The sequence below is a fragment of the Micromonospora sp. NPDC049049 genome, from assembly GCF_040649115.1.
Lineage (GTDB): Bacteria > Actinomycetota > Actinomycetes > Mycobacteriales > Micromonosporaceae > Micromonospora.
Genome location: NZ_JBEZEX010000006.1, coordinates 244,087 through 263,282 on the forward strand (window position 1 = coordinate 244,087; position 19,196 = coordinate 263,282).

Here is a 19,196-nt window from a genome sequence, read left to right on the forward strand (position 1 = left end):
CCTCGGATTCCCGGCCGCCCCTGCGGCAAACGCGCCCTCAGGGCGTTGCCAGGGCCGTCGCACGTGCGGTGAGAAAGGCCCGTTCGGCCTCGTTGTCCGTCAGGGCGACAGCCATCCGGTACGCCTCGACGGCCTCCCCGCCCCGGCCGAGCCGAGCCAGCAGGTCGGCGCGGACCACGTGGTAGACGTGGTAGCCGACCAGGTCGAGGCGGTCCACCTCGATCAGCGCGACCGCCGGTCCGGCCACCTCGGCGAACGCGACGGCCCGGTTCAGCGCCACCACCGGGCTGGGGGCGACCACCGTCAGCTGGTCGTACAGCGCAAGGATCTGCGCCCAGTCCGTGTCGGCGGCGCGCCGCGCGGCGCTGTGCACGGCGGCGATCGCGGCCTGGATCTGGTACGGGCCCGGCCGGTCGCGGCGCAGGCAGCGGCGCACCAGCGCCTGCCCCTCGGTGATCAGCTCGGCGTCCCACCGGGCCCGATCCTGGCTCGGCAGCGCCACCAGCTGACCCTCGGCGTTGGTCCGCGCGTCGCGGCGGGACTCGGTGAGCAGCATCAACGCGAGCAGGCCGAGCGCCTCCGGCTCGTCTGGCATCAGCTCGACCAGCAGCCGGGTCAACCGGATCGCCTCGGCGCACAGTTCGGTCCGGACCAGGTGCGGGCCGGCGCTGGCCGTGTACCCCTCGTTGAAGATCAGGTAGAGCACCGCGAGAACCGCGTGCAGCCGGTCGGGCAGGTCAGCGTCGCGGGGCACCCGGTACGGGATCCCGGCGTTGCGGATCTTCGACTTGGCGCGGACCAGCCGTTGCGCCATGGTCGGCTCCGGCACCAGGAAGGCTCGGGCGATCTCGGCGGTGCTCAGGCCACCGAGCAGCCGCAGGGTGAGGGCGACCCGGGTGCTCGGGGCGAGCGCCGGATGGCAACAGGTGAAGATCAGCCGTAGCCGGTCGTCGTGCACCGGTCCCTCCTCGACGGGACTGTCGACGGCGAACAACAGAGCCGCCTGGGCGTGCCGGTCGACCCGGGACGCGTCGCGGCGCAGCCGGTCGATCGCCCGGTTCCGGGCCGTGGTGATGATCCAGCCGGCCGGACTGGGCGGCAGGCCGGTCGTCGGCCAGCGCGCCACCGCGACCACGAAAGCCTCCTGGACGGCCTCCTCGGCGAGGTCGATGTCGCCGAGGAGGCGGACCAGGACGGCGACCGCACGGCCGTACTCGGCGCGGAACACCGCCTCCACGTCGGGCACTGTCAGTCGCCGGCCCCGCCGTGGAAGGGGCGTACCTCGATCGGCAGGGTGGTGGCCAGCGCGTAGCGGCGACCCCAGTGCAGGGCGGCGTCCAGGTCCGGCACGTCGATGATGGTGATGCCGCCCAGGTACTCCTTGCCCTCCACGAACGGTCCGTCGGTGATGAGCACGTCGCCGTCGCGGGGCCGCAGCACGGTGGCGGTCTCCGGGCCGTGCAGGCCCTGCCCGAAGACCCACGAACCGGTGGACGCCAACTCGTCGCGCAGTTCGCCGAGCTGCCGCATCACCCCGGCCAGGAACTCCGGCTCCGGCGGCAGCTCACCCTGCGGCTGGTGGATGCTGAGCAGGTAGCGCGCCATGGTTCCTCCTCACGGACGGTCGGCCCGTCGCCGACCTCTCATCCTCCACACGATCGGCCGCCGCCCAGATCGACAGGCCGGCGGAAAATTCTCGGCGGCCGACCCGGCCCCGGTGTTGGCCTGCCCTTTGCTCTGCACCCGCGGAGGCGACGGTGCCCAGGCCCGGGTGGTGCGTCGGCGGGTGCAGAGCAAAGGACGAAGGACGGGGGTGCGGTCCGCCGGTGCCGCGATCGGAGCCGGTAGCCATGCCTGCGACGGTTCTGGGTAGACCCCGGTGTGACCGACGGCTTGCGGGTGGTCGTGGTCGGCGCCGGCTTCTCCGGGCTCGCCGCCGCGCTGGCGCTCGCCCGAGCCGGGGCCCAGGTGCGATTGTTGGAGGCTCGCGACCGGGTGGGGGGTCGGGTGCTGACCCGGTGGCTGCCCGAGCCCACGCAACTCGACCTGGGCGCGCAGTGGATCGGTCCGACCCAGGACCGGATGTACGCGCTGGTCGCCGAGCACGGGCTGGCCACCTTCGCCTCGGCATCGACCGGCGCGCCCACAGTGCTCTGGGCCGGTGCGCGCCGGGCCGAGCCGCCGGCGCAGGTGGGCCGGGTGCTGGGGCTGCTCGACGAGTACGCCGCACGACTGGACCCGGCCGAACCCTGGGCGACGCCGGAGGCCGCACTGTGGGACCGGACGACCCTCGGCGGGTGGCTCGCCGCCACGGCCGGGGACGACGACACCGCCGACTACCTGGGGCGGGTGCTCGCCGGCGGTCTGCTCGCCACCGGCGCGGACGAGCTGTCCCTGTTGCACCTGCTGTTCTACCTGCGCAGTGCCGGCGGGACCGGACCGTTGCTGGGGATGTCCGGCGGGGCACAGCAGGACCGGATCGTGGGCGGGCCGCCGGCGCTGGCCGAACGGATGGCCACCGCTCTACCGCCGGGCGCGCTGACGCTGGCCGCGCCGGTGCGGGCCATCGAACAGACAGTCGACGGCGCGACGGCGTGGACCGACACCGGGCGCGTCGACGGCGACGCCGTGGTGGTCGCGCTGGCCCCGGCGCTGGCCGGCCGGATCCGGTACGACCCGCCGTTGCCCCCGCTGCGTGACGGGCTCACCCAGCGCATGCCGATGGGTTCGGCGCTGAAGGTGCACGCCGTCTACCCGGAGCCGTTCTGGCGTGCCGACGGGTGCTCCGGGGTCGCCACCACCAGCGCCGGTCCGCTCACCGAGACGGTCGACAACTCCACCCCGACCTCGCCGATCGGGGTGCTGACCGGGTTCAGCTACTCCACCGACGCCGCCACGCTGCGCGGCATGTCCCCCGCCGGGCGTCGGCGATGCCTGCTGGAAGCGTTCGCCAACGTGGTCGGGCCACGAGCGGAGGACCCGGTGGATCTCGTCGAGTACGACTGGTCCGCCGACGAGTGGACCAGGGGCTGCTTCTCCGGTGCGCTCACCCCGGGCACCTGGCGGACGTACGGCCCGCACCTGCGGACGCCGGTGGGGCGGGTGTACTGGGCGGGCACCGAGACGGCCACCCGCTGGAGTGGCTATCTGGAGGGCGCGGTGCGCGCCGGTGAACGGGCGGCGGCCGAGGTGCTGGCCGGCTGAGCGGCACGACCGCGGCCGGCCCGGTCTCGGCGGGACCGGGCCGGCCACGGCCCTGGGTGCCACCCGGCCGACCCGGTCACAGCGGACCGGGCCGGCGCGGGCGCCCCGGTCAGGGGTAGGTGGTCAGGTACACCGTCTGGTTGGCCGCGTTCGCGGTGCCACCGGCGTTGTTGATCACCCGATTGATGGTGCCGACGCCACCGAGCGAGACGGTCACCATGTTCGTGAACCGCACGTTCGGGTTGGTGGGCACCTCGAAGGACCGTTCCTCGACCACCGCCGGGTTGACGTTGAAGTAGCTGTAGCTACCCAGCCCGTACGCCTGGTGACTGGTCACCGAATCGGCGACCTTGTACGCGGCGTAACCCCGGGTCGACCCGTTCATCCAGGCCGCCTGGTTCGGCACGTCGTAGGGCAGCTCGTTCTGGTAGAAGTACGTCCGCCCGCCGTTGCCGTTCCAGATCGTCTGGTACTTCTGGTAGTGCTCGACGAAGAGGCCGTACATGGTGACGTTGTCGCCGTTGACGGTGAGCCCGGTGTCGGCGGTGTTCAGCGTCCACCCGGTCGGTACGCCGCTGGCGGCGTGGTCGGCCCGCCACAACCACATGTGGTCGCCGATCACGTTGTCGCTGTTGACCGTCAACGTGTTGGTGGCCCTGCCGACGTGCGGCCCGCCGATGCGGAAGAACACGTCGTGCAGCGAGGTCGGGTTCGCGGCGTGGCTCGCGGACGAGCCGGACGGACCGACCTCCATCAGCACCGGCGAGTTCGTGGTGCCGGCCTCGAACATGATGCCGGCCACCTTCACGCCGTCCACATCGGCCACCCGCATGCCCACCGTGCCGTTGTCGGCCTGGATGGTGGCCAGGCCGAGGCCGAGGATCACCGTGTCGGCCCGGTTGACCTGGATCGGCTCGGTGATCCGGTGCACACCCGGGGTGAAGAGCAGGTGCTTGCCCTGGGCGAGGGCGGTGTTGATGGTGGCGGCGCTGGTGCCGGGCTGGACGACGAAGAACTGCGACAGCGACAGGGACGAGCCGGCCGGGGTCTTGTTGTACCAGCTGGTGCCGGTGGAGTTGGTGCGCAGCGCGGGCACGAAGACCCGGTACTCACCGCTTCCGGTCACGTAGAGGAACGGCTTCTCCCGTACCTGCGGGGTCTGCGGGATCACCGTGTGCGACGGGTTGGGGAAGCTGGGCGCGGGAGCGCCGTTGACGCCCTGGAAGACCATGTTCCACACCGAACCGGTCCAGCCGTTGCCGAACTCGCTGTTGCGGGAGTACCACTGCTGCTGCGAGCCGGAGACGACGAGGCCGTCGATGCGGGTGTCGGCCAGCAGGCCGCCGCTGGACCAGCCGTCGCCGCCGTTCCAGAGTTGGATCTGGTTCTGCGCGCCGCGCAGGTGCATCCGTCGGTACGGCGCCGCCTGGGAGACCGCCCAGCGCTCCACGGTCTGCCCGGCGGGCAGGGTGACCGACAGGTTCTCGGCGGCCCGCCAGAAGTTCTGCGTGGCGTTGCCGCCGAACCAGAACGCCTCGGTACGCACGTGGCCGTTGAGGTTGACGTCGTCGGGGCTCATGCCGAGGCCGGCGACCTGGGTGAAGAAGCCGAGGTTGACGTCGGCGGTGTAGGTGCCGGGCTTGAACAGCACCGCGTAGCGCTGCGGGCCGAACTGGTTGGTCTCCTGCTGGGTGAAGAGGGTGTTCAGTCGACTCTGGATGGTCGACGTCGGGGTGCTCGGGTCGAAGACGAACGTGTTCGGCCCGAGGTTCGGGTTGTACGGGTCGGTGGGCGTCACCGGGGGTTCGTTGGTGCCGCCGCTCTCGCCGTAGACCTGGAACTCCCAGAGCGAGTAGCCGTAGCCGGTACCGCGGGTGGTGCCGTACATGCGGACGTAGCGGCCGGCGCCGGAGACGGTGAGGTTCTGGGTGCCGCCGGTGCTGGTGGTGGTCGAGTAGATCGTGGTCCAGGTGGACCCGTTGTCGGAGGTCTGGATTTGGAAGGCCCGACCGTAGGCGCCCTCCCAGAGCAGGTTGACCTGGGTGATGGTGGCCCGGGCGCCCAGGTCGACCTGGAGCCACTGCGGGTCGCTGAACGCGCTGGACCAGCGGCTGCCGGTGTTGCCGTCGACAGCGGCGGCGGCGGGGGTTCCGCCGTTCTCGGTGGACGAGGCGGTGGCCGTACGGCCCTGGGACAGCAGGACGGGGGCGGCCTGCGCGGGTGCGGTGGCTCCGGTCGGCGTGAGCGCCGCGACCAGGGCCACGGTGAGCCCGACGAGCAGGTGGCGCACGACCCGGGGACGCGGGCGTACGGATGTAGCACGAGATGTCATGACATCGCCTGTCGATAGGGGGTTACGGGTTGCCGCACGGATGGGATCGGACTCGCCCGTGACGCCGTGGATGGTGCCGCCGACGCGGTGCCGCGGGGAGGAGAGCGCTCTCGTAGGAGTGTTGCGGCGAGATTGCGGCGGCGTCAAGACATCGATCTATAACTTCGTTATTTATCCCGAGGATTCTTTTTGGGTAATTTGCCGTCGGCCTGCGGAGTCGTGCTCCGTCAGCGTCGGACGCCACCCTCGGTGAGGAAGCGGGCGATCGGGAGGGTTGCCGCGCCCAACGCCACCGCGTCCACCCCGAGCCGGCACAGCTCGATCGACGCCTGCTCGTACGGCTGGCGCAGCGCCTGCCGACCGGCAGCCTCCCGCACGGCCGGCAGCAGGTCGCCGAGGGCCATCGCCGCCCAGCCGCCGAGCACCACGCGCTCCGGGTTGAACAGGTTGATCAGGTTCGCCACCCCGGCACCGAGGTAACCCGCGGTGTCCTCCAGGACCCGTCGGGCGGTGGCCGAGGTCTCGGCGGCGGCGACCAGCGCGGCGATCTGGGACTCCTCGTCCTCGCCCGGCACCTGTCGACCCCTGCGCGCCTCGCGGTAGCGGTCGATGATCGCCTCCGCCCCCACGTACGCCTCCAGGCAACCGCGCGCGCCGCACCGGCAGACCCGGCCGCCGTACACAAGGGTGGTGTGCCCCCACTCCCCCGCGCTGCTGGACGCGCCCCGGTAGGTGGCGCCGTTGGTCACCACCGACGCGCCGACACCGGAGCCGACCAGCGCGAAGACGGCGTGCCGGGCGCCCCGGCCGGCACCGAACCACATCTCGGCCTGGCCCAGGGTCTTCGCGCCGTTGTCGATGTGCAGCGGCAGGTCGGTGCCGGCCCCGATCAGACGCTCCAGCGGCACCCGGTCCCAGCCGAGGGCCTGGGCGTGCACGACGGCCTCGGCGCCCTGCTCGACCACGCCGGAGACGCCGATGCCGACGCCGAGCACGTCACCGGGGGTCACCCCGGCCTGGCCGGTGACCGCGTCGATGCCGGCCAGCACGTGCCCGGCCACCAGGTCGGGCTCGGTACGGGCCGGGTCGAGCGGGTACTCGATGCTGGCCAGCAGGGTCATCGCGAAGTCGAACAGCTCCACCCGGACCCGGGTCTCGCCGACGTCCACGCCGATCACGAAGGCGAAGCGGGGCGCGATCCTCAGCAGCATGCTGGGCCGGCCGCCGTCGGACTCGGCGGCGCCGGCCTCGGCGACCAGCTCTTCGTCGATCATGTCGGCCACCACGTTGCTGACCGCGGGTTGGCTCAGTCCGGTGCTGCGCACCAGGTCCTGCCGGGTGAGCAGGCCGTCCAGGAAGAGCTTGGTCAGCAGGGCGGACCGGTTGCGCAACCGCACGCTGCGGTTGGTGGCACGCGCCAGCTCCACTCGTCACCTCGTTCCCGTCGGCCGTTCGAGGCGACTGTAACCGCCTCGTGCTTGACGACCCACCTGCCAGCAACTTTAATGACGACATAAATTAAGCCGTGATGTAACTCCCGGGAAACGCCGACGGACCCCGACGGCGCACCCCCGAACCCTGTCCGCAGCCGGCCCCCGTCACCCGACCCCTATCGGTGACGAATGCCGGCGGACCCCCACCACGCACCGGAAGGGCTGACCCGTGTCGAGACGACACCTCGGGATATTCACCGCCGCCGTACTGGCGGCCGCATCGCTGACCGCCTGCGGAGGCTCCGGCGACGACTCCGCCGCATCACCCAAGACACTCACCTACTGGGCCAGCAACCAGGGCGCCAGCCTGGAGGCCGACAAGACCATCCTCCAGCCGGAGTTGGACAAGTTCGAGAAGCAGACCGGGATCAAGGTCACCGTCGAGGTGGTCCCCTGGTCGGATCTGCTCAACCGCCTGCTGGCCGCCGCCGCCTCCGGCAAGGGCCCGGACGTGGTCAACATCGGCAACACCTGGTCGGCGTCGTTGCAGGCCACCGGCGCGCTGGTCGAGTTCGACGACGCCGCCCTGCAGGCCGTCGGCGGCAAGGACCGCATCGTGCCCGCCGCGCTCGCCGCCGCCGGCGCACCCGGCAAGCCGCCGGCCGCCGTGCCGCTCTACAGCATGGCGTACAGCCTGTACTACAACAAGAAGTCGTTCGCCGACGCCGGCATCACCGCGCCGCCCACCACCTGGGAGCAGGTCGTCGAGTACGGCAAGAAGCTGAGCACCGGCGGCAAGTGGGGCCTGGCGATCGAGGGCGCCAACCCGTCGGAGAACGCCCACCACGCGTTCACCTTCAGCCAGCAGTACGGCGGCGAGTGGTTCGACTCGGCCGGCAAGCCGACCTTCGACACCCCGCAGAACGTGTCGGCGATCAAGCGGTACATCGACTTCATGGCCGCCGACAAGATCACCAACCCGAGCAACGCCGAGTACGCGCAGAACCAGTCGGTCTCCGACTTCGCCAACGGCAAGGCCGCCATGCTGCTGTGGCAGTCCGCCGGGTCGAACCTGAAGACGCAGAACATGCCCGCCGACGCGTACGGGGTGGCCCCGGTGCCGTTCCTGGCCAGCCCGCCGGCCGGCGGCAAGAAGGTCAACAGCATGGTCGCCGGGATCAACATGGCGGTCTTCAAGCACACCAAGAACAAGGACGGCGCGCTGAGCTTCGTCAAGTTCATGACCAGCGACGAGGAGCAGACGCTCCTCAACAAGACGTACGGCTCGCTGCCGGCGGTGAAGACCGCGGCCTCTGACCCGGCGTTCAGCGCGACGGAGCAGAAGAACATCCAGGAGACCCTGGTCACGACCGCGGCCCCGCTGCCGCAGGTGCCCGATGAGAGCACCTTCGAGACCCTGGTCGGCACCGCGATGAAGGAGTTGTTCGCCGACGCGGCCAGTGGCAAGCCGGTCACCGAGGCTTCGGTGAAGGCCAAGCTGACCGACGCGCAGCAGAAAATGCGCTGACCGAGGCGTGACCGGTGGCCGTGGTCGGGTGCTGAACCCGACCACGGCCACCGCCTCCGAGAGGACCCTGATGGCAACCAGCACCACCGCGCCGGACGCCGACCGACGCGAATCCCGGGCCGGATCACCGACCCGGAAGCCGGCCCGCCGGCCCCGCGGCCCCCGCCGCTCACTTCTGCCGTACCTGCTGCTCGCACCGGCCGTCGTGCTGGAACTCGCCATCCACGTGATCCCGATGGTCGTCGGGGTCTGGATGAGCCTGCTGGAGCTGACCCAGTTCCACATCCGCGACTGGTCCACCGCGCCCTTCATCGGGCTGGAGAACTACCGGGCGACACTCGACCTGAACAGCGCCGCCGGCAAGGAACTGCTGCACTCGTTCTGGGTCACCCTGGCCTACAGCCTGCTCTCGGTCGGGTTCGCCTGGCTGCTCGGCATCTCGGCGGCGGTCGTCCTGCAACGGCCGTTCCGTGGACGCGCGATCCTGCGGGCGCTGTTCCTCACCCCGTACGCGCTGCCGGTCTACGCCGCCGTGATCACCTGGAGCTTCCTCCTGCAACGCGACACCGGCCTGGTCAACCACGTGCTCGTGGACCAGCTCGGGCTGATGAACGAACGGCCGTTCTGGTTGATCGGCGACAACAGCTTCTGGTCGCTGCTGGTGGTGTCGGTCTGGCGTAACTGGCCGTTCGCGTTCCTGTGCCTGATGGCCGGGTTGCAGAACGTGCCCGGTGAGCTGTACGAGGCCGCCGCGATCGACGGCGCCGGGTTCTGGCGCCGACTGCGCTCGGTCACGCTGCCGATGCTGCGGCCGGTCAACCTGGTGCTGCTGCTGGTGCTGTTCCTGTGGACGTTCAACGACTTCAACACCCCGTTCGTGCTGTTCGGCGGCTCCGCGCCGGAGCAGGCCGACCTGATCTCCATCCACATTTACCGCAGCTCCTTCAAGACCTGGGACTTCGGCTCCGGGTCGGCGATGTCGGTGGCGCTGCTGCTGTTCCTGCTGGTCGTCTCGGCCGCGTACCTGCTGATCACCAACCGTCGGAGGGACGACCATGCGTGAGACCGCCGGCGAGCGCTGGGGCCGGCGCATCGTGCTGACCCTGCTCACCCTCTTCGTCGTCATCCCGCTCTACGTCATGGTCACCTCGGCGGCCAAGCCGTTGCAGGACGTGCAGAACGGCTTCACCTGGTGGCCCAGCCGGCCCACCCTGCAACCGTTCATCGACATGTGGAGCACCGTGCCGCTGGCCCGGTACCTGGTGAACAGCCTGGTGGTGTCGAGCATCGCGGCGGTCTGCTCGGTGGCGGTGGCCATCTTCGCCGCGTTCGCGGTGAGCCGCTACCGGTTCCGCGGTCGCGGTGTCTTCTCGGTGACCGTGCTGTCCACGCAGATGTTCCCCGGCATCCTGTTCCTGCTGCCGCTGTTCCTCATCTACGTCAACCTGGGCAACGCCACCGGCATCGAGCTGTACGCCAGTCGCACCGGCCTGGTCATCACGTACCTGACCTTCTCGTTGCCGTTCTCGATCTGGATGCTGGTCGGCTACTTCGACTCGATCCCCCGGGGTCTGGACGAGGCGGCGCAGGTCGACGGCGCCGGTCCGCTGCGCACCCTGTTCCAGGTCATCCTGCCGGCCGCCGTGCCCGGCGTGGTCGCGGTCACCGTGTACGCGTTCATGACCGCGTGGGGTGAGGTGCTCTTCGCGTCGGTGATGACCGACGAGGGCAGCCGCACCCTGGCCGTCGGCCTCCAGGGCTACTCCACCCAGTTCAACGTCTACTGGAACCAGATCATGGCCGCCTCGCTGGTGGTCAGCATCCCGGTCGTCGTCGGGTTCCTTGCCCTACAGCGCTACTTCGTCGCCGGCCTCACCGCCGGTGCGGTCAAGTGAGTCATCCAACCCCAGAGGAGAACCGACCCGTGCCCGACCTGTCCAAGCTGCCACCCGACTTCCTCTGGGGTGTCGCCACGGCGGCGTACCAGATCGAGGGGGCCGTCGACGTCGACGGCCGGGCACCGTCCATCTGGGACACCTTCTCGGCGACCCCCGGGACTGTCGACAACGGCGACACCGGCGCGGTGGCGTGCGACCACTACCACCGGTGGCCGGAGGACCTGGCGCTGCTGCGCCGACTCGGCGTGGACGCGTACCGTTTCTCGGTGGCCTGGCCCCGGGTCATGCCCGACGGCGTCGGGCGGGTCAACGCCGCCGGGCTGGACTTCTACGACCGGCTCGTCGACACGTTGCTCACCGACGGGATCCGACCGTTCGTCACGCTCTACCACTGGGATCTGCCGCAGGTTCTGCAGGACTCCGGCGGTTGGCCGGAGCGGGCCACCGCCGAGGCGTTCGCCGACTACGCGGCGGTGGTCGCCGGCCGCCTCGGTGACCGCGTGGCCGACTGGTGCACCGTCAACGAGCCACTCTGCGTGTGCTGGATCGGGCACCTGGAGGGCAACATGGCCCCCGGCGAGCGCGACCTCACCCGCGCCGTGCACGCCTCGCACCACGTGCTGCTCGGGCACGGCCTGGCCACCCAGGCGATCCGCGCCAACGCCGCCCGGCCGGCCTCGGTGGGCCTGGTCGTCAACCTCAGCCCGATCGAGGCGGCGACCGACCGACCAGAGGACGTCGCGGCGGCCCGCCGGGCCGACGGGCACGTCAACCGGTGGTGGCTGGACCCGATCCACGGGCGCGGCTACCCCGCCGACATGATCGCCACCTACGGGGTCGAGCCGCCGGTACGCGGCGACGATCTGGCGGTGATCGCCACGCAGACGGACTTCCTCGGGGTGAACTACTACTTCCGCCAACTGGTGGTCGACGATCCGACAGGTCCGGCGCCGTTCGCGAAGCAGGTGCCGGTGCCCGGCTCGGTGGAGACCGCGATGGGCTGGGAGATGTACCCGGCGGGCCTGGAGCGGCTGCTCGTCGACGTGCACGAGGAGTACCGGCCGGGCCGGATCATCGTCACCGAGAGCGGCTCGGCGTGGCCGGACGAGGTCACCCCGGACGGCACTGTCGAGGACAAGGAACGCACCGACCACCTGGAGCAGCACCTGGCCGCGTGCGCGTCGGCGGTGGCCCGAGGGGTTCCCCTGGACGGCTACTTCGTCTGGTCACTGCTGGACAACTTCGAGTGGGCGTACGGCTACGACAAGCGCTTCGGGCTGGTGCACGTCGACTACGCCACCCAGCGCCGGACGGTGAAGGCCAGCGGTCTGCGCTACGCCGAGGTGATCCGCGCCCACCAGCGGCTCGCCCGCACCACCGGAACCGCGACGCCGGTGGCCTGAACGGGGGCGGTGCGAGCGGCCGTCCGGGGCCCCGACCCCGGGCGGCCGTTTCCGTTCCGATCGGAGGAAACCACCACCGGCCGCGTTGCCGAGTGGCTAGCCTGCGGCAATGTCCGCAGCACCCGACGAGGCCGAGCAGCCCGACGCAGGAGCGCGAGTGACCGGCACCGACCGGATGACGGCCTTCAGCGACGGGGTCTTCGCCATCGTCATCACCCTGCTGGTCATCGAATTGCGGGTGCCGGAATACCACGAGGGCGAGTTGCTGACCGGCCTGCTCGGCGAGGGCGCCTCCTACCTGGCCTTCGTGGTGTCCTTCGTCTACATCGGGGTGCTCTGGCTCAACCACCACGCGCTGCTGCGGCTGATCCGCGGCACCACGCTCACGTTGAGCTGGATCAACCTCGGTGTGCTCTTCGGCGCGGTGATCATCCCCTTCCCCACCGCGGTGCTGGCGTCCGCGTTCACCCATGGCGACACCGACGACCAGCGCGCGGCTGTCGCCCTGTACGCGCTGGCCGCGGCCCTGATGTCAGCCCCCTGGCTGGTGTTCTTCGGCTACCTGCACCGCCACCCGGCGCTGCTCCAGCGTCGGGTCAGCCCCGAGTACGTGCGGACGCAGCGGCTGCGACCGGTCACCGGCCTGATCCTGTACGGGCTCAGCGGTCTGCTCGGCTGGTTCGTCAGCCCGGTGCTGGGCCTGATCGGCGTCATCATCATGATCACCTATCACGCGATCACCAGCGAGGGTCTGCCCCGCTGGCTGACCCGTCGCTGACCGGGCGGAGTCGGCGCAGGTCGGCCGGGGTGTCCACGTCGGCCGGGGACCCGACGTCGTCACAGGGCACCTCCGCCACCAGGTCCGGCCGGTCGCGCAGCAGGTCGCGCGCGCCCCGGTCGCCGACGGCGTACCCGCTCAACAGTGGCCAGGTCTCCCGGCCCAGCAGGATCGGGTGCCCGGGTCGGCCGGCGTAGGTGGCGACCGCGACGAGGGCGCCGCCGTCGTACGCGGCGCGCACCCGGCGCACCGCGACCGGGCTGAGCAGTGGCTGGTCGACGAGGACCACGACGGCGGCCGGCACGTCGGCCGGCAGCGAGGCCAGACCGCGCAGCAGCGACGAGCCCAGCCCGTCCGCCCAGCGATCGTGGCGGACCGGCACCGCGCCGGGCAGGTCGGGCACCTCGTCGGCGCCCGCACCGAGCACCACGTGCACGGGTGCGCAGCCGCCATCGCCGAGCAGCCGGATCGCGCGCCGCACCAGCGGCTCGCCGTCCAGCTCGACCAGCGCCTTCGGCTGGCCGTAGCGCCGCCCGGCGCCGGCGGCGAGCAGCAGTCCGGCGGTCACCGTCGTCACCTCCCGTACGAAGGGCTTTGCGTTATTCGCCCCGAGATATACCGACAAAGCTAGTCTGGGCCGGTGCAGGGCGGACCGGAGAACGCGACCACGATCGACGAGCGCCACTCGTCCCGGGTGACGGTCGAGGTCAACGGCGCGTCCCGTGAGGTGACCCTGGACAACCGCACCACACTGCTCGACACGCTGCGCGAGCACCTCGACCTGACCGGGGCGAAGAAGGGCTGCGACCACGGCCAGTGCGGCTCCTGCACGGTGCTGCTCGACGGCCGGCGGGTGAAGAGCTGCCTGGTCTTCGCGGTGACCGTGGACGGCCGGTCAGTGGTGACCGTCGAGGGGCTGGCCGGGCCGGACGAGCTGTCCCCGTTGCAGGCCGCCTTCGTCGCGCACGACGCCTTCCAGTGCGGCTACTGCACTCCCGGGCAGCTCTGCTCCGCCCGGGGCATGCTCGACGAGGTCTCCCGGGGCTGGCCCAGCGCGGTCACCGGCGACCTGAACACGCCCGCCGAGCTGACCGACGCGGAGATCCGCGAGCGGATGGCCGGCAACCTGTGCCGGTGCGCCGCGTACCCGCACATCGTGGCGGCCGTACGCGAGACGGCGGCGTCCTCGTGAAGGCGTTCCGCTACCACCGGCCCGCCGACGTGGCCGAGGCGGTCGCCGTGCTGGCGGCCGAACCGCAGGCCGCCTACCTGGGCGGCGGAACCAACCTGGTGGACCTCATGAAGCTCGGGGTGCAGCGCCCCGACGTGCTGGTGGACGTGACCCGGCTTCCCCTCGACACCGTCGAGGAGCTGCCCGACGGTGGGCTGCGGATCGGCGCGACGGTCCGCAACAGCGACCTCGCGGCGCACCCGGCGGTACGCCGCGACTACCCGGTGCTGGCCCGCGCCCTGCTCGCCGCTGCCTCCGGACAGCTGCGCAACATGGCCACCACCGGCGGCAACCTGTTGCAGCGAACCCGCTGCGTCTACTTCCAGGACACCGGCAAGGCGTGCAACAAACGGGAGCCGGGCAGCGGTTGCGCCGCTCTGCACGGCCAGAACCGCGACCTGGCGGTGCTGGACTGGTCGGAGCAGTGCGTGGCCACCCACCCGTCCGACCTGGCCGTCGCGTTGGCCGCCCTCGACACGGTGGTGGAGGTGCACGAGGCCGACGGCCCCCGTGACATCCCGATCGCCGGCTTCTACCGCTCCCCCGGCAGCCACCCGGAACGGGAGACCACAGTGGCCCGGGGCGCGCTGATCACCGCCGTGCGACTGCCGCCCCTACCGGCCGCGCGCCGCTCGACGTACCTCAAGGTGCGCGACCGGGCCTCGTTCGCCTTCGCCGCCGGCTCGGTGGCCGCGGTGCTGGACCTCGACGGTGACGTGGTCCGCGACGTGCGGCTGGCGTACGGGGCAGTGGCGCACCGGCCGTGGCGGGCGTACCGGGCCGAAGAGGAGCTGCGCGGACGTCCGTTCAGCCCCGAGTTGGCGGCGCGGGCCGCCGACGCGGAGCTGGCCGAGGCGCGCCCGCTACGGCACAACGGCTTCAAGCTGCCGCTGACCCGGGCCATCACCGTGCGGGCGCTCACCGAACTGGCGTCGTCGTGAGCACCGGGGCGGTCGGCCGGGCGTACCCCCGGCTGGAGGGCCCGGCGAAGGTCACCGGCGCGGCCCGCTACGCGGTCGAGTACCCGGTGGACGGGGTCACCTACGGCTGGGCGGTGCCGTCGACAGTGGTGCGGGGCCGGATCACCCGGATCGACACGACGGAGGCGTTGGCCTCGCCCGGCGTGCTGGCAGTGGTGCACCACGGCAACGCGCCCCGGATGGCGCCCGGCCCACAGCCGGAGCTGCGGCTGTTGCAGGAGCCGACTGTGCACTACAGGGGGCAGTACGTCGCCGTGGTGGTGGCCACCAGCCTGGAGGCGGCCCGCGAGGGCGCCCGACTGGTCCGCATCGACTACGACACCGGCCCGCACAGCACAGTGCTCACCGACGACCATCCCGGCCTGTACAAGCCGGACCAGGTGAACCCCAGCTATCCGACGGACACCGCCGAGGGCGACTTCGACGCCGGGTACGCGGCCGCCCCGGTGCGGGTGGACGTCACCTACCGCACGCCGGCGTACCACAACAACCCGATGGAACCGCACGCCACCATCGCGCAGTGGAACGACGGGCGGCTCCTGGTGCACGACTCCACCCAGGGCGCGACGCCGGTACGCGCCACCCTCGCCGAGCTGTTCGAGCTGCCGCCGGAGTCGATCCGCGTCGTCGCCGAGCACGTCGGCGGCGGCTTCGGCAGCAAGGGGTACGCCAAGGCGTCGGTGGTGCTGGCCGCCCTCGCCGCCCGGCACGTGGACCGCCCGGTCAAGCTGGCGTTGACCCGCCAGCAACTGTTCGGACCGCTCGGCTATCGCACCCCCACCATCCAGCGGGTCCGCCTCGCCGCCGACACCGACGGCCGGCTCACCGCCATCTGCCACGACGCGATCAGCCAGACCTCCACCATCAGGGAGTTCGCCGAGCAGACCGCCGTCTACACCCGCAGCATGTACGCCGCACCGCACCGCCGCACCACGCACCGGCTGGTCCGCCTCGACGTGCCCACTCCGTTCTGGATGCGCGCCCCGGGCGAGTGCCCCGGCGCGTACGCCCTGGAGTCCGCGGTGGACGAGCTGGCCATCGCCGTCGGCATCGACCCGGTGGAGCTGCGTATCCGCAACGACACCGCTGTCGACCCCGACCAGGGACGCCCGTTCACCAGTCGCAACCTGGTGGCCTGCCTGCGCGAGGGCGCAGAGCGGTTCGGCTGGGCCGGCCGTGATCCGTCGCCCCGGTCCCGGCGCGAGGGGCGGTGGCTGATCGGGACGGGGGTGGCCGGATCGAGCTACCCGGCCCGGGCCCGGCCTTCCTCGGCGACGGCCACCGCTCGGCCCGACGGGAGCTTCCTGGTCCAGATCAACGCCACCGACATCGGCACCGGCGCCCGGACGGCGATCTGGCAGGTGGCCGCCGACGCCCTCGCAGTGCCGGCGGAACGGGTGGAGATCCGCATCGGGGACACCGCGCTGCCGACGGCACCGCTGGCCGGCGGCTCGATGGGGACCGCCAGCTGGAGCTGGGCGGTGATACGCGCGGCCCAGGCACTGCGCGAGAAGCTGCGCGACGGCGGGCCGCCGACCGACGAGGTGACCGCCGAGGCGGACACCACCGAGGAGGTGGGTGAGCAGCCCGCGCTCCCCCGGTACGCCTACGGGGCGCAGTTCGTCGAGGTGCGGGTCGACGCGGACACCGGCGAGGTACGGCTGAACCGGATGCTCGGGGTGTTCGCGGCGGGGCGGGTGGTGAACCCGACGACGGCCCGCAGTCAGCTCATCGGCGGCATGACGATGGGGCTGTCGATGGCGCTGCACGAGGAGGGCCTGCTCGACGAGCGCTACGGCGACTGGGTCAACCACGACCTGGCCACCTACCACATCACCGGCTGCGCCGACGTCGAGTCGATCGAGGCGTACTGGCTTGACGAGCGGGACGACGAGCTGAACCCGGCCGGGGTGAAGGGCATCGGTGAGATCGGCATCGTCGGCGCCGCGGCGGCGGTCGCCAACGCGGTACATCATGCGACCGGCGTACGGATCCGGGAGCTGCCGATCCGGCTGGACAAGCTCATCGGAGTATCAGACTTGGCTTAAATAAGCCGCCAGTGATACAACTGTCGTCGTGCACGCCTTCGACGTGCTGGGCGATCCGGTCCGGCGCCGCATCCTGGAACTGCTCGCCGCCGGCGAGCAGACCGCCGGCGCGGTCAGCACTGTCATCCGCGAGGAGTTCGGCATCTCCCAGCCCGCCGTGTCCCAGCACCTCAAGGTGCTACGCGACAATGGCTTCGCCACCGTGCGGCCGGAGGGCACCCGGCGGCTCTACGCGGTCGACCCACGCCCACTGCGCGAGGTCGACGGCTGGCTGGAGCACTTCCGCCGGTTCTGGACCCCACCCCTGGCGGCACTCGCCACCGAGCTGGCCCGGGGCCGACGCGAGCGTCGGCTGCGCGGCCCCGCCGACCCACCCGACGAGAGGAACACCTGATGTTCGACGCCACCGAGCAGATCAACGCCGTCCAACGCAAGGTCGGCAGCCGCACCCTGGAAGCCGGTGAGGCGCGGGTCACCACGATCAGCCAGACCTACCAGGCGACGGCCGAGGATCTGTGGGACGCCTGCACCAGCGCCGAGCGCATCCCGCGCTGGTTCCTGCCGATCTCCGGCGACCTGCGGCTCGGCGGCACGTACCAGCTCCAGGGCAACGCCCACGGCACCGTCGAGAGCTGCGAGCCGCCGCACCGCTTCACCGCCACCTGGGAGATGGGCGGCGAGGTGAGCTGGATCGAGGTGCGGGTCACAGCGGTCGGCGACGAGCGGGCCCGCCTCGACCTGGACCACATCGCGCACGTCGACCAGGACCGGTGGGCCCAGTTCGGGCCGGGCGCGGTCGGTGTCGGGTGGGACCTCGGGCTGCTCGGGCTCGCCTCGCACCTGGCCGCCGACGGCAGCGGGATCACCCCGGAACAGGGCGCCGAGTGGACCGCCTCCGCCGAGGGACGACGGGCCATGGAGCTGAGCAGTCAACTGTGGTGCGAAGCGAGCATCGCCGCCGGCACCGACGCCGACGAGGCGAAGGCCGCCGCCGAACGCACCACCGCCTTCTACACCGGCGACCCGGCAGCCTGAGCGCGCGGCGAGGCGGCGGCGCGGCAGCCTGAGCAGGGATCGGAGTAACGTGCTGCGGCATGACCGGCACGCCGTACTCGCACTGCTCCTCCTGCGGCGCCGCCTACCCGCCGGCCGTCGGATGGCCGAGAGTCTGCGCGGTCTGCGGCGAGACCGTCTGGCGCAACCCACTGCCGGTGGCGGTAGCGGTGCTGCCGGTCCGCACCGCCGACGGCCTGGGAGTGGTGGTGGTCCGCCGGGACATCGAACCCGCCCGCGGCCTGCTCGCGCTGCCCGGCGGCTTCATCGAGTACGGCGAGGAGTGGTCCGACGCGCTCGTGCGGGAGCTTCGGGAGGAGACCGGCCTGATCGCGGCGGCCGGGGACGCCCGCCTGTTCGCGGTGCACGGCTCACCGACGGGAGGCACGATGATGGTCTTCGGAGTGCTGCCCGAGCGGGCGGCCGAGGACCTGCCACCGTCGGCGCCGACCGAGGAGGCGACCGAGTGGCTGGTGCTCACCGACCCGGTCGAGCTGGCGTTCTCCACCCACACGCGGATCCTGGCTGAGTTCCTGACACCCACCTCCTGACCCCGCGCTCGGTACGGGACAAGGGCTTCGTCGATCCGCAGGACCATGCGGGCGCCGCCGCGCCGCTAGGCTACGGCCCCGACGCCGGTACGGCTGGTGAGGGAGAAGGCGGCACGGTATTCGCGCGCGTTTCTCAGACGAGCGGTGACCTACCTCGCCGCAGAGGCGGGGGTAGGCCAGTTCCTCGACGTCGGTACGGGCCTGCCCACTGCCGACAACACCCACGAGGTCGCCCAACGGATCACGCCGCGGGCGCGCGTTGTCTACGTCGACAACGACCCGATGGTTCTCGCGCACGCCCGGGTGTTGCTGACCAGCAGTCAGGAGGGTGCCACGCAGTATGTCGACGCCGATCTGCGCGACCCGGAGAAGATCGTCCAGGACGCTCGCGACACACTCGACTTCAATGAGCCGATCGCACTGATGATGCTGGGCGTCATGGGCCACGTCGAGAAGCCGGCCGAGGCGCAGGCCATCGTCAACGCTCTGGTCTCGTCCCTACCATCGGGCAGCTTTCTGGCGATGTCCGACGGTACGGCTACCAGCGAGCGGGTCATCGAGTCGCATCGGCAGTACAACGAAAGCGGTGCTCTGCCGTACCACCTGCGTGCGGTCGCGGACTTCAGGGCGTTCTTCGACGGCCTCGACCTCGTCGAGCCGGGTGTCGTGCCGCTGGGGCACTGGCGGACTGACAGCAGGCCCGCGGCCGTCGTGGATGGCTACTGCGGGGTCGCCCGCGTGCTCTGATGCGTCGACT

At 71.4% G+C, this 19,196-nt stretch carries 17 protein-coding genes and 1 pseudogene; 13 read left to right on the plus strand and 5 right to left on the minus strand.

Annotated elements, in window-relative coordinates; translation table 11 throughout:
• Window positions 1-37: 37 nt before the first annotated feature.
• Both AB0B68_RS09700 and AB0B68_RS09705 read right to left on the minus strand, forming a co-directional pair.
• Complete coding sequence (locus AB0B68_RS09700) at window positions 38-1,246, minus strand: RNA polymerase sigma factor (protein WP_357200915.1); 1,209 nt, start codon at window positions 1,244-1,246, stop codon at window positions 38-40.
• A 2-nt stretch (window positions 1,247-1,248) separates the two neighbouring features.
• The gene (locus tag AB0B68_RS09705; RefSeq protein ID WP_357200918.1) at window positions 1,249-1,605 is read right to left on the minus strand and encodes a YciI family protein; all 357 of its coding nucleotides are present in this window, start codon (window positions 1,603-1,605) and stop codon (window positions 1,249-1,251) included.
• Window positions 1,606-1,881: 276 nt separating this feature from the next.
• On the opposite strand from AB0B68_RS09705, the gene AB0B68_RS09710 reads away from it, so the two are divergent.
• Window positions 1,882-3,204, plus strand: a complete 1,323-nt coding sequence (locus tag AB0B68_RS09710) for an FAD-dependent oxidoreductase (protein WP_357258963.1) — start codon at window positions 1,882-1,884, stop codon at window positions 3,202-3,204.
• Between the two features lie 109 nt (window positions 3,205-3,313).
• On the opposite strand, the gene AB0B68_RS09715 is transcribed toward AB0B68_RS09710, so the two are convergent.
• Window positions 3,314-5,536, minus strand: a complete 2,223-nt coding sequence (locus tag AB0B68_RS09715; protein WP_357208060.1) for a discoidin domain-containing protein — start codon at window positions 5,534-5,536, stop codon at window positions 3,314-3,316.
• Between the two features lie 227 nt (window positions 5,537-5,763).
• Window positions 5,764-6,963 carry an ROK family protein gene (locus AB0B68_RS09720; protein ID WP_357208063.1) on the minus strand — a complete coding sequence of 400 codons (1,200 nt, stop codon included), beginning with the start codon at window positions 6,961-6,963 and terminating at the stop codon, window positions 5,764-5,766.
• A 235-nt stretch (window positions 6,964-7,198) separates the two neighbouring features.
• On the opposite strand from AB0B68_RS09720, the gene AB0B68_RS09725 reads away from it, so the two are divergent.
• The 5 genes from AB0B68_RS09725 (at window position 7,199) to AB0B68_RS09745 (ending at window position 12,576) form a co-directional block, all read left to right on the plus strand.
• A complete protein-coding gene (locus AB0B68_RS09725; protein ID WP_357208066.1) occupies window positions 7,199-8,497 on the plus strand; it encodes a sugar ABC transporter substrate-binding protein in 1,299 nt (432 codons plus the stop codon).
• 70 nt (window positions 8,498-8,567) lie between these two features.
• On the plus strand, window positions 8,568-9,560 hold the full coding sequence (locus AB0B68_RS09730; RefSeq protein WP_357258966.1) for a sugar ABC transporter permease: 993 nt from the start codon (window positions 8,568-8,570) through the stop codon (window positions 9,558-9,560).
• Complete coding sequence (locus tag AB0B68_RS09735; RefSeq protein ID WP_091398610.1) at window positions 9,553-10,392, plus strand: carbohydrate ABC transporter permease; 840 nt, start codon at window positions 9,553-9,555, stop codon at window positions 10,390-10,392. Before AB0B68_RS09730 ends, AB0B68_RS09735 begins: the two co-directional genes overlap by 8 nt.
• A gap of 29 nt (window positions 10,393-10,421) precedes the next feature.
• The gene (locus tag AB0B68_RS09740; RefSeq protein WP_357258969.1) at window positions 10,422-11,798 is read left to right on the plus strand and encodes a GH1 family beta-glucosidase; all 1,377 of its coding nucleotides are present in this window, start codon (window positions 10,422-10,424) and stop codon (window positions 11,796-11,798) included.
• A gap of 109 nt (window positions 11,799-11,907) precedes the next feature.
• Window positions 11,908-12,576, plus strand: a complete 669-nt coding sequence (locus AB0B68_RS09745) for a TMEM175 family protein (protein ID WP_357258972.1) — start codon at window positions 11,908-11,910, stop codon at window positions 12,574-12,576.
• On the opposite strand, the gene AB0B68_RS09750 is transcribed toward AB0B68_RS09745, so the two are convergent.
• A complete protein-coding gene (locus tag AB0B68_RS09750; protein ID WP_357258975.1) occupies window positions 12,536-13,144 on the minus strand; it encodes a nucleotidyltransferase family protein in 609 nt (202 codons plus the stop codon). The genes AB0B68_RS09745 and AB0B68_RS09750 overlap by 41 nt on opposite strands.
• Before the next feature lie 126 nt (window positions 13,145-13,270).
• Here AB0B68_RS09750 and AB0B68_RS09755 point away from each other — a divergent pair, with 126 nt between their 5' ends.
• The 7 genes and pseudogenes from AB0B68_RS09755 to AB0B68_RS09785 form a co-directional block, all read left to right on the plus strand.
• Window positions 13,271-13,768: a 2Fe-2S iron-sulfur cluster-binding protein gene (locus tag AB0B68_RS09755; protein ID WP_355007577.1), complete on the plus strand. Its 498-nt coding sequence runs from the start codon at window positions 13,271-13,273 to the stop codon at window positions 13,766-13,768.
• Window positions 13,765-14,748, plus strand: a complete 984-nt coding sequence (locus AB0B68_RS09760) for a xanthine dehydrogenase family protein subunit M (RefSeq protein ID WP_357258978.1) — start codon at window positions 13,765-13,767, stop codon at window positions 14,746-14,748. The genes AB0B68_RS09755 and AB0B68_RS09760 overlap by 4 nt, the downstream gene beginning before the upstream one ends.
• Window positions 14,745-16,835, plus strand: coding sequence for a xanthine dehydrogenase family protein molybdopterin-binding subunit (locus AB0B68_RS09765; protein WP_357258982.1), 2,091 nt, complete (start codon window positions 14,745-14,747; stop codon window positions 16,833-16,835). The genes AB0B68_RS09760 and AB0B68_RS09765 overlap by 4 nt, the downstream gene beginning before the upstream one ends.
• 28 nt (window positions 16,836-16,863) lie before the next feature.
• Window positions 16,864-17,229, plus strand: a complete 366-nt coding sequence (locus AB0B68_RS09770; protein ID WP_357205230.1) for a metalloregulator ArsR/SmtB family transcription factor — start codon at window positions 16,864-16,866, stop codon at window positions 17,227-17,229.
• Window positions 17,229-17,870: an SRPBCC family protein gene (locus tag AB0B68_RS09775; protein WP_357258985.1), complete on the plus strand. Its 642-nt coding sequence runs from the start codon at window positions 17,229-17,231 to the stop codon at window positions 17,868-17,870. Before AB0B68_RS09770 ends, AB0B68_RS09775 begins: the two co-directional genes overlap by 1 nt.
• A 59-nt stretch (window positions 17,871-17,929) precedes the next feature.
• A complete protein-coding gene (locus AB0B68_RS09780; RefSeq protein WP_357258988.1) occupies window positions 17,930-18,439 on the plus strand; it encodes an NUDIX domain-containing protein in 510 nt (169 codons plus the stop codon).
• Window positions 18,440-18,544: 105 nt separating this feature from the next.
• Window positions 18,545-19,186: pseudogene (locus tag AB0B68_RS09785) on the plus strand (SAM-dependent methyltransferase); the annotation flags it as partial.
• Window positions 19,187-19,196: the final 10 nt, after the last annotated feature.